The organism is Candidatus Cardinium sp. TP (genome assembly GCF_025215055.1).
Classification (GTDB): Bacteria; Bacteroidota; Bacteroidia; order Cytophagales; family Amoebophilaceae; genus Cardinium.
The window spans coordinates 1-14,555 of record NZ_JANAVR010000025.1 but is presented as its reverse complement, the minus strand read 5'-3'; the positions used below and the strand labels follow the sequence as shown (position 1 = coordinate 14,555).

Here is a 14,555-nt window from a genome sequence, read left to right as displayed (position 1 = left end):
AAAATTAGTCTTTGAAAAAAATAATCAAATCGCTTATCTTAACAACCTAACTGACACATTTAACTTAACGGACAACTTTAATACTTAAATTTTTACTGCCTGTCAGATTAAATCTTGACTACTACATATCATGACCTGAAGGGTGTAAAATTATTGCTTTGTGCAAACGATCATGAAGATTACTTTTTTAATACACCTAAAGGTAAATCAGCATTTGCACGTTTGGAAATAGGGGATACTGTCCATGACGGCATGCTTGAAATAGGCGTATGTCCTAAAAAAAAGTGGTGTACCATATGATGTTCAATGATAAGGTAAAACATAAATCAGAGCAATTATTTGAAATTACAAATCCTATAATAGAAGATTTAGAAGAAAGTAGCAAACTACTTTCCATTTGGTGTAACAAAGATGGGTATGAAATAAGTAAAGAAGGCGTTAATTATGTGATCCATCTGGATATGCCTACTTCCAATGATAGCGCCTTGTGAAAGAAGGGTCATCTTGCTAAAAACTCTACATTTATCCTAATAAACTATGTATTGAGTCTATTAAAAAATAGTGTCTAAGCACGACACGGGTTCGTATATAAAAACAGTAATCGCCCCCTGTGGGGGGCTTCAAAGGAAACTGTTTTTCCTAATCATCTGTATGATGCCACTTGCTACACCGCTACTTTGTACAAGTTCGTTTTTCTTTTAGCGCAAAAAACCAGTGACTTGAATAGATACAAAAAATAATGCCCGTTTAGCCAATGGCGTACTCCCATGCTGAAACCAGGCTAAAGTCTATTTTATCTAAATGAATAATAAAAAAGCAAGCCGAATATCGCGCTGCTACAACCACTATACCCTTGTTCCCTTCCAGGCCTGGGGGGATTAAGTAGGAGCTAGCCGTACCGGCTTGCCGTAGTAAATTTATCACTTTTTATCGAAATTAAAAAGTATATGTTCAAAAAACAACGTCACCTTAAGCGTAATCTATTCTGTATCTGTTCACATTACTGGTTAATGATGAACTTTATCCCACTTTTTTCTTGATAAAAAAGTGGACAAAAAAACCATCGCGCTGAACAGATAGATTGAAGCAAACGACAACTAAAATCATATTTTATTGGTCAGTCAATAAAATATACTCCTGAAGTTGACGCTATGGATTGAACAAACCCCTACTCATTAGCGCATTATGCATCTAATAAGCCATCTGTATAACGTTTTATAAATGCAGCCAACGGCTCACCTTCCAAAAGACCTTGTGCCAGTAGGGCCAAGTGATACGCCTGTTCTACCAATAGTTTTTGTACCGCTTGATCAGTAGTAGCAAGGATTTTCTTTGCGAAAGGATGATTCCCGTTAATGGCTACATGCATAGAGCGGAAAGCTTGTTGTTTGGCCTCATTGCCTTGTGCAAATTGTGCCATACGCTTTAAATGCTCAGAAGTGACAAAGGCTACAGGTAACTCTTCTGGTAGCATAGCCGCTACATTCCAAGTAGTTTGCTCAGCGCCAATCATGGTTTCGTAAATAGATTTTAATCTTTCTCTTTCCTCTTCTGTAAGGATATGTGTAATTGCTTCTTCTTTTTCAATTAAATTACCAATGGTATCGGTATCAATGCCTTTGAATTTAACCTTATCCAATTTATATTCAGCAAAATTAATAAAGTTCGTATCAATCTGGCTATTCAACACCAAGACATCATATCCTTTTTGTTCTGCTGCCTGTAAATAGATAGCCTGTTTTTTAGGATCTGTGGTATAGAGTACAATCAAATTACCATGTTTATCAGTTTGATTTTTAGCGGTTGTATCTTTGTATTCAGCTATGGTATAATAGTGACCAGCTGTGTTTTGTAAAAGTACAATGTCCCTGACCCGTTCATCAAACTTAGGATCGGTTATCATCCCATACTTTATAAAAAGCGCAATATCATTCCATTTGGCTTCGTACGCTTTACGATCTTGCTCGAACAGTGTTTCTAGCTTTTCTGCTACCTTTTTAGCAATATAGGTGTTGATTTTTTTTACATTACTATCTGCTTGTAAAGCGCTTCTAGATACATTAAGTGGTATATCCGGTGAATCAATAATACCATGTAACAAACGTAAAAAGTCTGGAATCACTTCTTTTACATCATTGGTAATAAACACCTGCCTTGCATAGAGTTGAATGGTCTCTTTTTGCTCAAAGTAATTGGCCGCTTTAGGGAAATAGAGTACGCCTGTTAATGTAAATGGATAGTCAATACTTAGATGAATCCAAAACAGTGGATCCTCTGCAAAAGGATAAAGCTCTTTATAAAATTTAAGGTAGTCTTCTGGTTGTAAATCTGCCGGCCGTTTGACCCATAGTGGCATGGTGTTATTGATGACCTTTTTATCAAATACGATTTCTACCGGTAAAAAGCGACAATGCTTATCTAAAATGGCATGAATACGCTCTGGTTTCAAAAATTCTTCAGCCTCTTCGGCAAGGTGCAAAATAACCTCTGTGCCTACCTCGTTTTTTTCAGTAGGATGTATTTCGAAATGCGTAGTGCCATCACAACTCCAATGGGCTGCTTGAGCAGCGGGTTGATAAGATTTCGTAATAATTTCAACTTTTTTAGCCACCATAAAAGCAGAATAAAAACCCAACCCAAAAAAGCCAATGAGTTGATGTTGATCTACTTGTTCTTTGTATTTTTCTACAAATGCAGCAGCACCAGAAAAAGCAATTTGGTTGATATATTGTTTGATTTCATCAGCCGTCATACCCAATCCATGGTCTTTAATCGTTAGTGTCTTGGCTGATGCGTCCAGCAACACCTCTACCTGTAATGTATCTGTGGCGCCTTCATAGAGGCCCATAGCAGCTAGTTTCTTTAGCTTTTGAACCGCATCGACTCCATTGGCCACTAATTCTCTTAAAAAAATGTCCTGATCGGAATAAAGAAATTTTTTAATAATCGGGAAAATATGTTCCGTATGTACGGATATGGTTCCTTTTTCATTCATGACTAATATATATTTAGGTTAAGTCTATTGATGCTATAATTACCCCTATTAGACGTGCCTATTCACGACACTGGTTCGTAAGGCAATTTTATTTTTACTTTTTTCTTGATTAAGAAAGTAACCAAAAATCAAGCCCTCGGAAAAAAGCTTATATCTCATGCTATCATTACGATAAACAGCACCACAAAAACCATGCCAATACATCCATTACCCTACCTTTATGACAGTCCATTTATCGTATCCACCCACTGCTTTTTGCACCCCTACGTTAAAATATATATTTTATTTACATGAGCGGTTATAGACTGCACGCTTCGCTATCGAAGACGCAACAGTTGGTTGCAGGACAACAGCGGGTTTTGAAGGTGATGTGGTTCCAATATCATCTATAAAATTAACTGTTGTGTCATGTCCTCCTGCATAAGCGTCCAATACATTCAATAAATACCAAGCACTGGCAATGATAATAAATAGATTACGTGTACGCTCACATTCCTTAATACGTTTTTCGGTGAATGCAGGATTCGGTTTATCCTTACCAGTCATAAGCAATGTACGCTTATGATCGTTCATTTCTTGATGCTCTGAATAGATTCTAGCACCAACCAAAGCAAAACCCACATAAAGGCAAGGCACCTTCCAGTAATCTTTATTATACACTTGTCCAAGTCCAGGCACTACCATAGAGGCCAGCCAAGTACGCTGTATCATAGCCTCTACAGGCATAGTTTTAGACAATAAGGCTGCTGCACCTGCCTGGTCAGGCGATAGACCATTGTCTCTGTGTTGTGCAGCATATAGCCACCGAGGCACGCTGTTGACCAAACCGGGCAATCCTAGCTGATCTGGTAACGCAATGGCTTGCGCAAGGCAGGGGAAATGTACCCCTATGACCACCATGAAATAAAAACTATAACGCACCTTCATAGCTTACTTTATATTCGAAATGATGGCCAGAATTCTCCCTAACTCTTCCTCAGAATCAAATAAAATCTTAATTTCTCCTTGCTTTTGTGCATCTGCTTTTATAATTACTTTTGTATTAAATTGTTGGGTTAATTGCGTAGTGGTATTTTTTAGCTTTGCCTTAAAAGAAGGAGGCAGGTGTGTTTTAGTTATTTTTTTCAAATGGCCAGTAGCAAACAGGTCTTGGACTATTTTTTCCACTTCCCGCACAGAAAGGGCATCTGTTAGGATCTTTTTCAATACGCTTAACTGTATTTCTGGGGTCTGAAGATTAATCAAGGCCCTGGCATGGCCCATAGAAATTTTTTGATCTCGAAGCGCAATTTGAATATCAGGAGGCAGTTTAAGCAATCGAAGGTAATTATTAACCGTTGTTCTATCTTTTCCAACCCGTTCTGCTAATGCTTCTTGTGTTAGTTTACAGTCTGTCAACAAACGGTGGTAACTCAGTGCAATTTCAACCGCATTTAACGACTCACGTTGGATATTTTCAATAAGTGCCACCTCTAACATATGTAGATCATCAGTGGTACGTATATAAGTTGGCACCTCCTCTAAACCAGCCAATTTAGCAGCACGTAGGCGCCGTTCTCCAGCTATTAACTGATAAGTGTTGCTGTCTAGTTTACGCACAGTAAGGGGTTGTATAATGCCATGTAATTTGATAGACTCGCTTAACTCATTTAATGTTTCTTGGTTAAAGTCTTGACGAGGTTGGCAAGGATTAATGGCAATGGATACAATTTTAATCATTTTAAAAAAACGCTCAGCAGGATCAACAGAGGCTTCTGTATGTGCTCCCTGCAACAGGGCGCTTAACCCTCTACCTAGCACTCGATTTCCTTTTGTAGGCTGCATAACTGAATAATTTATATCAAACTTCTTGTAAACGCTAGCATGTACACGTTGACCGGGTGCGTAAAGCCGAGATCTGTACGCTATGGGGTTGCACGTGCCGCTCAAACATGAACGCCAAAGCAGCATATTATTTCTTAACGCCACTAGTAATTTCTTCAGCAAGGCTAAGGTAACTCACCGCTCCTTTACTATCCGCATCATAAATAATGGCCGGCATACCAAAACTTGGTGCTTCACTTAACTTAATATTTCTTGGAATAATGGTTTCAAAAACCATGCTTTGAAAATGCTTCCTAACCTCTGCTACAATTTGATTCGCCAAACGAAGTCGCGCATCATACATCGTCATCAATATACCCTCTATTTCCAAGTTAGGATTCAAACGAGATTGGATAATTTTAGTTGTATTTAACAGCTTGCCTAGCCCTTCTAAGGCAAAGTATTCACACTGAACCGGTATTATTAAAGAATCCGCAGCGGTAAGTGCATTAATAGTGATTAAGCCTAAAGAGGGCGCACAGTCTACTATAATGTAGTCGTAAGTGGGTGTTATGACCTTTAGCGTTTCTCTAATACGCCCTTCTCTATTCTTAAAGTTAACCATCTCCACTTCTGCACCCACTAAGTTGATATGAGAAGGCAAAAGATCCAGATGAGGCACACTGGTTGGTTGAATCAATAGTGTGGGGTCTACAGCCTCTACAATGCATTCGTAGATGCTGCGTTCCACTTCCTCTGGCTTAATGCCTACGCCAGAAGTTGCATTTGCCTGCGGGTCAATATCAATAAGAAGGGTTTTCTTTTCTAGAATAGCAAGACTTGCTGCCAGGTTGATAGCAGTAGTAGTTTTGCCAACGCCACCTTTCTGATTTACAATCGCTACGATTTTTCCCATAAACACTGCGATTTATTCGCATAAATTTTACAAATTTTAGACTTACCCCCAAATCCTCATTTTCTATTTCCCCCCATAAACCAAGGCAATGTAGTAGCTAAAAAAAATAAAAATCAAGTAAAAAAAAATAAAACTAAATACTACAAAAAGAACCCAAGAAAACAACAGGCAAATCACAAACGGATTTCATTACCTTATGATTACCATATTATATAATATACTAATCCTCCAATCTATAAAAAAATAAAAATATATCAAAAAGTCGCTTACTAAGTATTGCCTCTTACTTTTTAACCCTTATAAGACATATTATTTTCCAAATGGCTAGCCATTTGGTTCAATTGTATAAGAGCAGCTATTCAGCATAAAAACATCTCTTTGTAAAACATTACTGAAAGTACAGCGGGGGAAATAGGAAACTATCCCCTTAGCCCTTCCAGTTGTTTTGCGATCCATCCCCTACCTTCTCACAACTTTGCAAGGCATGTTTACTTCTTGTTTTGGGGTAGCGTGGCTATACCGCTGAATAGTATACCAGTTTATCGTCCTAAATAAACCATTAAAATAGAAACATCAGCTGGACGCACACCACTAATCCGAGACGCTTGGCCTAACGTAGCAGGTCTTTGATTGCGCAACTTTTCTAATGCTTCTGCAGAGAGTGCCTTTAGATTGGTATAATCAAAATCATTTGGAATACGGTAATCTTCTAATCGCTCCATCTTCTCTACAAGCTCCTTTTCTTTTAGAAAATAACGCTCATACTTAACCTGGATGCTCACCTGCTGCAACACCTCTTGTTCATACACAGATAGGACATTGGCTTGCTGCTTGTCTAATGCAAGCAGATCATTAAAATCAATTTCGGGTCTTTTTAACAGTGTATAAGCAGATTGTGTTTCTTCTATTAAGCTTGCACCTATTGCTTCTAAAGTGGGGTTCATCTGGGCTGGCTGTATCTTCCATTGTTTCAAAAAATGGAATACAGCTGTAAGGGCTTCTTTCTTTTTGCATACCCTTTGCAGCCGCTCATCATCCACCAATCCTATCGCATACCCTCGTTCTGTTAAACGTAGATCTGCATTATCTTGCCTGAGTAAGATACGAAACTCAGCCCGTGAAGTAAACATGCGATAGGGCTCTTCCGTACCTTTTCCCACTAAATCATCTATTAAAACACCAATATAAGCCTCAGACCTTTTGAATACCACTGGACTCTGTTCAGTGATCTTCCTATACGCATTAATCCCTGCCATGAGCCCTTGACAGGCCGCTTCTTCATAGCCTGTAGTGCCATTGATCTGGCCTGCAAAGTAAAGATTTTGAATCAATTGGGTTTCTAGTGTATAGCACAACTGCGTAGGAGGAAAATAATCATATTCGATCGCATAACCAGGGCAGATCATTTTTGCCTTCTCAAAACCAGCTATAGCCCTTAGCATCTTTAACTGGATGGCTTCTGGCAACGAAGTCGACAGCCCATTTACATAGACTTGAATGGTCTGCCAACCCTCTGGCTCCACAAAAATTTGATGGCGTTCTTTATCTGCAAATCTATATACCTTATCTTCTATAGAAGGGCAATAACGAGGACCTACCCCTTGCACCTGGCCATTATAGATGGGAATGTCGGCCAAATTATCCTTAATAAGGTTGTGTACAGCTGGATTGGTATAGGTAATATAACAGCTTTTTTGCTTTGTAAGCTTCGCTCCACTTAGAAATGAAAAACGGCCTGGCAGAGGATCACCTGGCTGTATTTCCATTTTAGTATAATCTAGTGTTCTGCCATCCAAACGAGGAGAAGTCCCTGTCTTCATCCTTCCTGTTTCAAAACCCAATTTTTGAAGCTGCTCCGTAATACCCGTAGCCGCCCTTTCTCCAGAGCGCCCCCCGGTCATTTTTTTGGCACCAATATGAATCAGACCATTTAAAAAGGTCCCATTGGTTAAAATAACCGCCCGACTTTCGACCGTAATACCCAAGGCGGTTTGCACACCCCTCACCCTTCCCTCCTTGATCAGCAATGACACTACCCTATCTTGCCAAAAATCCAGATTGGGTAGTGACTCAAGGGCACTTCGCCAACACGCCGAAAATAACCCTCGATCATTTTGAGTACGAGGGCTCCACATGGCCGGCCCCTTTGAGGTATTTAACATCCTAAACTGGATGGCCGATTGATCTGCTATAATACCAGAAAAGCCCCCTAAAGCATCGACCTCTCGAACAAGCTGCCCCTTGGCAATGCCCCCCATAGCTGGATTACAAGACATTTGGCCAATCGTCTGCAAGTTCATGGTAATCAACAAAACCTTAGCACCTAATTTAGCAGCCGCCGTAGCCGCTTCACAACCCGCATGACCACCACCCACCACAACAATATCGCATGTAAGTAACATAATTTTAAAAATGTTTCACGTGAAACATACCCACCATAATGAGATAAAAAAAAGACCTAGCATCCAACGGGTATCCATTTAGCTAACCGACCCTAAGCGGAAAATCTATTGTAACTGCATGGGATCGGTATCATTGATGCAACAATAAAGCAGCCTATTTCCACTCCATCCCATGGCAAAACAAATAAAATGGACGGTTCAAAAGTTAGGCTCCTGGACCAAAATGGATTGGCGTAGCTATCTAATAAAGCGGGTGGCGATTAGGCCACAACCGTTACAGGATCGGAGCGCTCATCAGTAAATCACGACCAGGAAAGAAAAACGCAATTTCAGATTCAGCTGTTTCATCTGAATCTGAGCCATGAATAGCATTATAATCAATAGAAGTCGCAAAGGCCTTTCTAATGGTACCATCCGCAGCTTCCGCTGGATTGGTAGCGCCCATTAGTTTACGCAGATCTGCTACGGCATGCTCTTTTTCCAAGACCATAGCCACTACAGGACCAGAGGCTATGAAGCTACATAAGTCTTTATAAAAAGGGCGATGCGCATGCACGGCATAAAAGTGCTCAGCAGCGGCTGGGGTTAACTGAAGCATAGACATTGCATGTATAGAAAACCCTGTTTTTTCTATCATGGATAGTATAGCACCAATATGATTGGCACGAACTGCATCAGGCTTAATCATTGAAAATGTGTATCTTCCTTGCATCTTTTTTATTTAATGAATATAATACATAACGGATATATCTATCAGTTTTTTATAATTAAAATCTGTTCACATTACTGGTTAATAATGAATTTTATCCCACTTTTTTCTTGATAAAAAAGTGAACAAAAAATCAAGCCCTCGGTAAAAAGTCGCTGAAAGTGCCATCTTACAGATGGAAAAACAGAAAGCGCCCCCTTTGGGGACTTTAAAGGAAACGGGGTTTCCTAATCATCTGTAAAATGCCACTTTCCATACCGCGACTTTTTACAGGGGCGTTTTTTTTGACGCAAAAAAAACCATCGCGCTGAATACATACTAAAAAAGATCTGTCTGTACAAGGTCAAGCCTATCCCTGTGAATAGGTTAAGTTGTTAACAAACATACCGTTTCATCGAGGTATGTTACAAATATAATACTTTTTAGCCCTTAGCCAAGGATTAGGTAGATGGCGTAGTTGTATGATGTCTAGGGATTTGTATAGCAAAAAAGAAATTCGAATGCCAATTTTAAAAAGCTTGCCTAAGAAAGTTTGTGCAACTATTTTCTACTTAAACGAAATGATAGATTGAATTTATTATCAATCATTATTTTGGTTTAGATCTAATCCAACATGTCGGTGCATACAATTCGGGTCAACTTAAAATCGATATATTATTGATTATTAAATGATACATCATCTTTCTATAAATTATGGCCATGCCTATTGCAGCCACCAATAAAGGAATTGGTCGACCATGAGCGGTTAATGACATCAACCTAAGGAATATTTATATTGATTATCAAACAAAAGTATATATTCTCTTCATTGGTTAATAATGAATTTTATCCCACTTTTTCTTGATAAAAAAGTGGACAAAAAATCAAGCCCTCGGTAAAAAGCCGCTGAAAGTGCCATCTTACCGGGGCGGTTTTTTTGACGCTAAAAACCATCGCGCTGAGCACATACAGAAATAGCATCATTGGCATTTACCTCCCCTGTCATATGTTAGGTGCAATCACTGCAGTCACTAAGTAGACTGAAAGGTGACTTATAGGTTTGTCAGATGAAGTATCAACTAGCACCCTAGAATATATCAATAATATGGGAGCCGTGAAGGAAGAAGATCTGGATCCAATGATTTACTTATATCCTTAGGAATCCTATATAACCGTTTAATACGACCTAACTTATACTTAATAGGATCTTTTTTATTCTCAAGCTGCACAGGAGTATCGAAGACATCACGAATATCTTGCTTTTTTTCTAGCTTAAACCGCTCAGTTGTGAGGAATGCTTTAACGATCGCTAATGCCGTATCAATAGATAAATCATCGGTCGGAGTATTATATTCCAATTTTAAACGACCTAATCCACAATCAAAAATGCTATGGCCATATTCATTCTTTACATATAGATCCGTATCTTTATTCCCTAGTAAAATATTGATAGCCTCATAATTAGAAGCAGATACCGCAACATGAAGAGGAGTAAACCCTTGAAGACTTGTGCAATTCAGCTTAGCACCCATATCAATTATGTGATTCAAAAGCCCTGAAGGTATGGCATCCATTGTAACGGATCTTCCTTGCCCTTCAGCTATTATATGCAGAATCGGAAACTCGTCCTTACAATCTGCTTCTCCGTTTATATCAGCCCCTTTTTCTATCAATTTTGACATGCATGTGTTAAAATCTGCACACTTACCATACTGATCACCATGCATATAAATTAACTCCCGCAAAGCGGAGTCAAAAGTTAATTCATCTACATTGAATCGATGGCTTGCTGAGTGCTCTAGTAAGCACAAAGCCATCCTTAGGCCTTTTTCTCCGGATTGTAAAGTTAACGGAAGATATTCCGAAAGATCTACCTCTACTTTAGGGTTATCCAGAAACAAGCACACCTCCTTAGTATCCAGCTCAATAGACCGCCGAATAGAGTGAAGAATTACATAGTAAAGAGCAGGCCTACCATGGTTATCTTTTACATTTGGATCAACCCTTGAATGGTTTAGCAAGCGTAGGCAAAAGATGGGGCACAAAGAGACCTGCCTTACGCAATAGCGTAAGATCGTTTTCATCTAATTCATTTACTGGAATAATTTCACTATCCAATAACACTTCAACCATTTTCACTTCGTTACACTGAGCTGGTTTATCTTTGCACTTGTCAACTACTAGATGCATGACTTTTTTGAGATAACCATCCCTATCACCCGCGCACACATCTGATGCATAGTGTTTTAGAACAGCTTGCACTACAGCTGGATAGTTGTTTTCACCCCCCACTTGAAAATTTCAAAATAATTTTCATCCTCTGAGCTTATATAATTTGCTTTTATGAGCAAATTTCGCAAATCTTTTAGGTCATCAAAACTGAGGCAAGAATTAAGCAAAATAGAAAGCAGAGCAGCTACAGAAGAGGTAATAACGGGCTTTGTACTGATCTTCTCCGATTCCTGACTACCAGAGTCCATACTATAACTTTATAGTACTACAAGCGGTAGTATAACACAAAAAGATGCCCAATGCCACTAATCTCAAATAGAGATAGTAGAAACACAATACCCTTTGAATAAAAGGAAAAGTAATCATAGTGGTCAAAGTTAAAGAAAGTTGAAAAATGTATAAACAAGAAATTTACTAATAAATGACAACAAATACAAATTTTTTAGTTGATTGTGGCAATATGCATGTATGCCTAACTGCTCAGGGGGCATAAATACTACTATTTAACAACTTGAATAGCACCGAAAAATCAGCTAAGTAATAAAAAATAGCCTATATTTAAGACACTTTTTGGTTTGATCAAACCAAAAAGTGTCTTAAATTATAAGTGCGAAGCAATGGTACAAAATAGGGAGATAGCTGTAAAACAGTTGGGATTAATAGATTATAAGGCAGCATTGGCGGTTCAAGAGGCCTATTATAATGCCATTATAGACCGAAAATGTGGGCGTTTGACGGCGCAACAAGCTACGCAACCTTCACCTGCTAGCTACTTGCTTTTTTGTCAACATCCCCCTGTATACACGCTGGGTAGAGGGGGGGGTATGGACCACCTATTGGTCGATCCTGCTACCTTACAAGCAGAATCAATTGCCTTATATCATGTAAACAGAGGCGGAGCGATTACCTATCATGGACCAGGCCAGTTAGTGGTCTATCCTATTATTGATTTGGAGTTGTTTTTTACAGATATACACCGTTACCTGCGCTTGCTTGAAACAGCGGTTATAGAAACGTTAGCCTATTTTAATATTCCATCCACCCGGTTCCCGGGACTAACCGGTGTATGGTTACCAGCAGATCAAACAACAAAACGGTGCGACCGGAAGATTTGCGCCATTGGCATTAAGGTAAGTAGATGGGTCACCATGCATGGACTGGCACTAAACGTAAACAATGATCTGGCGCCTTTTGGTAACATTATACCCTGCGGTATAGCCAAAGCAGTCACATCTATGCAACAGGAATTAAACCAAGCTATTTCTGTAATGGCTGTTTCAGACATTTTAGAGCAAAATATTTTAAATAAGTTAAATTTTGTATAAATTTTGTATTAAATTTTCATTTAAAAAAATGTAGCAAATATTTATATTGTACTTATAGTACTGATTTGACATCACAGGATGCTTTTTTGAATATTGAAACATTCAAAGCTCCATCATACATGGATGGAAGGAAGCTGATCAACAGGTTCTTTGCCTACTGACTAATTTGATAATACCAGATGCAACATAGAGGGGAAATTATTGAAAACGTAGTGAGAAGAAGCGGTATCTCTCTTTCAATATTAGCTTCAAAAATGGATGTAAGTAGAAATACGCTCTACAATAGATTTAAGGATAAAAATGTAAGCTATGACTTTATATTGACCTTAGGGGCGGTGCTACACTATAATTTTTCGGCACATTTCCCTGAGATGAAGTCCGATAGCCCGCTTCCAGACGATCCTCGTGCAGAATTGTTTCAGCTTGAGCGGAAATACAAAACGCTATTGGAAAAATATCATTGGTTACTGAAGTTTTTGCTAAAAAAATCGCAAGATGCGGACCAACATGCCTTACATAAACAAATTCAAGAGCTAATCAATTCTTCTTCTTTTTTAAGTGAAGTATGTTAACCGTACCTACAAAGATTAAAAAATCATTGGGCCAACATTTTTTAAAAGATGTTGTGGTGTCGAATCAAATCGCCAATCTATTAACAGATGAAAGTCTTATAGGAACGGTAGTGGAAGTGGGGCCCGGTAGCGGTAGCTTAACAGACAGGTTGCGGACTAAGCCTATTGCTCGGTTATACCTCGTAGAGGTAGATCGTGACCTTATACCCTACCTAAAAAAGAAATATGCTGATTTAAGTGAGAGAATCATAGAGGCAGATTTTTTAAAGCTATCCCTAACAGAACAGTTTCAAGGGGAACGATTAACGATTATTGGTAACTTTCCCTATAATATTTCTTCCCAAATCTTCTTTAAAATTTTAGATAACCGCCATGTGGTAAAGGAAGTAGTAGGAATGGTCCAAAAGGAAGTAGCACAACGGATAACTGCTCCACCAGGTGGTAAAGTGTACGGCATGCTTAGTGTGTTTTTACAAGCATTCTATACCATAACCTACCACTTTACAGTGCCTCCCCACCTGTTTCTACCACCCCCTAGGGTAGACTCTGCGGTTGTGACCATGCATCGCAACAATGTACAAAAACTGCCCTGCAATGAGCTGCTATTTTTTCAAATAGTCAAAAGTGGTTTCCAACAACGTCGGAAAAAGTTACAAAATGCTTTGCGTGCTTTCAATATTGCTGACATAGGACATACGGATCTGTTGGATAAACGTGCAGAGGAACTAAGTGTCACTGAATTTGTCACACTCACCAATGCATTGACTACCAAAGGGCATTTGAACGTTAGGCGCCACTGATTAATCAACAGCGGAGGCTTAAGGGAAATCTATTCTAGCACAGAGTAGCCCATGGATTGTTAGTATACGCCATCGTTTATACTACCTTATTGCCACCAATAAAAAGTGGGCGCACAGCAAAAGTAATGAAACTAATCGTTGTACAGCGAGAAAAACAGAACGCACCCGCTGCACGGACTCAAACAAGTTGTTCTTCTGATCCGCTAAACAACCGTTCGTCTAAAGACTACAAGTTTACTGAAACGCTAAGTTTTTTTATAGGCGGCCATAAGTGCTTTAAATCGACGGCATGGACGCAAACGCCCATTAAAAATAATATTTTATTTGACAGTCAATAAAATTGACCCCTTAAGTTGACGCTACTAGGTAAGCACCATTAGGTTATGTAATTAGGTACAGATCATCTTTTTAAGACCAACCAAAATGATTTGTACAGATGATAAAAATTGCTTAAATAGCAAAGGTACTATGCTTGGGGTACCTATCATGTACACTTTGCACACCCATTTGCCATCCGACTTTAATTTTAACTAATGCATAATTGACTACATAAGATGTATAAAGCCATCCATCTACTCCTTAAGCAGTTATTGGTTAGGGTATAGCCACTAGCGTCAACGTTAGTGCGATCCGAAGTCACGAAAGCGTGAGGGTTAAATTTCCTCTTCCCCAAACATGAGGGATAATGTATAAGCTCACGTTTTAGAGTCTGGCACCCTCTAGGATGGAAGCAAGAGATAAAAGCAGGTAATCTTAAACCTTATAGCAAATCCCTTCAAACAGAGTTAAGCAAGATTACGAGAGAAACTTATGTCAGAATTG

The 14,555-nt window shown here is 38.9% G+C and carries 14 protein-coding genes; 5 read left to right on the top strand and 9 right to left on the bottom strand.

Features of this window, described 5'->3' with window-relative positions; genetic code table 11:
* Positions 1-114 precede the first annotated feature (114 nt).
* Both NLX65_RS03700 and NLX65_RS03695 read left to right on the top strand, forming a co-directional pair.
* Positions 115-300 (top strand): hypothetical protein, encoded by a 186-nt coding sequence (locus tag NLX65_RS03700; RefSeq protein WP_260537306.1) that lies wholly within the window; start codon positions 115-117, stop codon positions 298-300.
* Positions 297-491: a hypothetical protein gene (locus tag NLX65_RS03695; RefSeq protein ID WP_260537303.1), complete on the top strand. Its 195-nt coding sequence runs from the start codon at positions 297-299 to the stop codon at positions 489-491. Before NLX65_RS03700 ends, NLX65_RS03695 begins: the two co-directional genes overlap by 4 nt.
* Positions 492-1,183: 692 nt before the next feature.
* On the opposite strand, the gene htpG is transcribed toward NLX65_RS03695, so the two are convergent.
* The 9 genes from htpG to NLX65_RS03650 all read right to left on the bottom strand — a co-directional run bounded on the left by htpG (position 1,184) and on the right by NLX65_RS03650 (position 11,284).
* Positions 1,184-2,995: a molecular chaperone HtpG gene (gene htpG, locus NLX65_RS03690; RefSeq protein WP_260537301.1), complete on the bottom strand. Its 1,812-nt coding sequence runs from the start codon at positions 2,993-2,995 to the stop codon at positions 1,184-1,186.
* Positions 2,996-3,277: 282 nt separating this feature from the next.
* Positions 3,278-3,922, bottom strand: a complete 645-nt coding sequence (locus NLX65_RS03685; RefSeq protein WP_260537298.1) for a DUF5683 domain-containing protein — start codon at positions 3,920-3,922, stop codon at positions 3,278-3,280.
* Between the two features lie 3 nt (positions 3,923-3,925).
* Complete coding sequence (locus NLX65_RS03680) at positions 3,926-4,819, bottom strand: ParB/RepB/Spo0J family partition protein (protein WP_260537295.1); 894 nt, start codon at positions 4,817-4,819, stop codon at positions 3,926-3,928.
* A 127-nt stretch (positions 4,820-4,946) separates the two neighbouring features.
* Positions 4,947-5,714, bottom strand: a complete 768-nt coding sequence (locus tag NLX65_RS03675; protein ID WP_260537292.1) for a ParA family protein — start codon at positions 5,712-5,714, stop codon at positions 4,947-4,949.
* 539 nt (positions 5,715-6,253) lie between these two features.
* Positions 6,254-8,116 (bottom strand): tRNA uridine-5-carboxymethylaminomethyl(34) synthesis enzyme MnmG, encoded by a 1,863-nt coding sequence (gene mnmG, locus NLX65_RS03670; protein WP_260537290.1) that lies wholly within the window; start codon positions 8,114-8,116, stop codon positions 6,254-6,256.
* A gap of 274 nt (positions 8,117-8,390) precedes the next feature.
* Entirely contained in the window at positions 8,391-8,828 is a 438-nt protein-coding gene (gene ndk / locus NLX65_RS03665; RefSeq protein WP_260537287.1) for a nucleoside-diphosphate kinase, read from the bottom strand.
* Between the two features lie 1,073 nt (positions 8,829-9,901).
* Entirely contained in the window at positions 9,902-10,825 is a 924-nt protein-coding gene (locus NLX65_RS03660) for an ankyrin repeat domain-containing protein (protein WP_260537284.1), read from the bottom strand.
* Positions 10,803-11,066, bottom strand: coding sequence for a hypothetical protein (locus NLX65_RS03655; protein ID WP_260537281.1), 264 nt, complete (start codon positions 11,064-11,066; stop codon positions 10,803-10,805). The genes NLX65_RS03660 and NLX65_RS03655 overlap by 23 nt, the downstream gene beginning before the upstream one ends.
* Complete coding sequence (locus NLX65_RS03650) at positions 11,066-11,284, bottom strand: hypothetical protein (RefSeq protein WP_260537277.1); 219 nt, start codon at positions 11,282-11,284, stop codon at positions 11,066-11,068. The genes NLX65_RS03655 and NLX65_RS03650 overlap by 1 nt, the downstream gene beginning before the upstream one ends.
* Before the next feature lie 369 nt (positions 11,285-11,653).
* Here NLX65_RS03650 and lipB point away from each other — a divergent pair, with 369 nt between their 5' ends.
* From lipB to rsmA, 3 genes are all read left to right on the top strand, one after another.
* Positions 11,654-12,361, top strand: a complete 708-nt coding sequence (lipB, locus tag NLX65_RS03645) for a lipoyl(octanoyl) transferase LipB (protein ID WP_260537274.1) — start codon at positions 11,654-11,656, stop codon at positions 12,359-12,361.
* Positions 12,362-12,540: 179 nt separating this feature from the next.
* Positions 12,541-12,933, top strand: coding sequence for a hypothetical protein (locus NLX65_RS03640; protein WP_260537272.1), 393 nt, complete (start codon positions 12,541-12,543; stop codon positions 12,931-12,933).
* A complete protein-coding gene (rsmA, locus tag NLX65_RS03635) occupies positions 12,927-13,733 on the top strand; it encodes a 16S rRNA (adenine(1518)-N(6)/adenine(1519)-N(6))-dimethyltransferase RsmA (protein ID WP_260537270.1) in 807 nt (268 codons plus the stop codon). The genes NLX65_RS03640 and rsmA overlap by 7 nt, the downstream gene beginning before the upstream one ends.
* Positions 13,734-14,555: the final 822 nt, after the last annotated feature.

Excerpts from the sequence above, each read along its gene's own strand:
- NLX65_RS03695 (WP_260537303.1), top strand. The coding sequence starts at position 297 with ATGATGTTCAATGATAAGGTAAAACATAAATCAGAGCAATTATTTGAA.
- htpG (WP_260537301.1), bottom strand. The coding sequence starts at position 2,995 with ATGAATGAAAAAGGAACCATATCCGTACATACGGAACATATTTTCCCG.
- NLX65_RS03685 (WP_260537298.1), bottom strand. The coding sequence starts at position 3,922 with ATGAAGGTGCGTTATAGTTTTTATTTCATGGTGGTCATAGGGGTACAT.
- NLX65_RS03680 (WP_260537295.1), bottom strand. The coding sequence starts at position 4,819 with ATGCAGCCTACAAAAGGAAATCGAGTGCTAGGTAGAGGGTTAAGCGCC.
- NLX65_RS03675 (WP_260537292.1), bottom strand. The coding sequence starts at position 5,714 with ATGGGAAAAATCGTAGCGATTGTAAATCAGAAAGGTGGCGTTGGCAAA.
- mnmG (WP_260537290.1), bottom strand. The coding sequence starts at position 8,116 with ATGTTACTTACATGCGATATTGTTGTGGTGGGTGGTGGTCATGCGGGT.
- ndk (WP_260537287.1), bottom strand. The coding sequence starts at position 8,828 with ATGCAAGGAAGATACACATTTTCAATGATTAAGCCTGATGCAGTTCGT.
- NLX65_RS03650 (WP_260537277.1), bottom strand. The coding sequence starts at position 11,284 with ATGGACTCTGGTAGTCAGGAATCGGAGAAGATCAGTACAAAGCCCGTT.
- lipB (WP_260537274.1), top strand. The coding sequence starts at position 11,654 with ATGGTACAAAATAGGGAGATAGCTGTAAAACAGTTGGGATTAATAGAT.
- NLX65_RS03640 (WP_260537272.1), top strand. The coding sequence starts at position 12,541 with ATGCAACATAGAGGGGAAATTATTGAAAACGTAGTGAGAAGAAGCGGT.
- rsmA (WP_260537270.1), top strand. The coding sequence starts at position 12,927 with ATGTTAACCGTACCTACAAAGATTAAAAAATCATTGGGCCAACATTTT.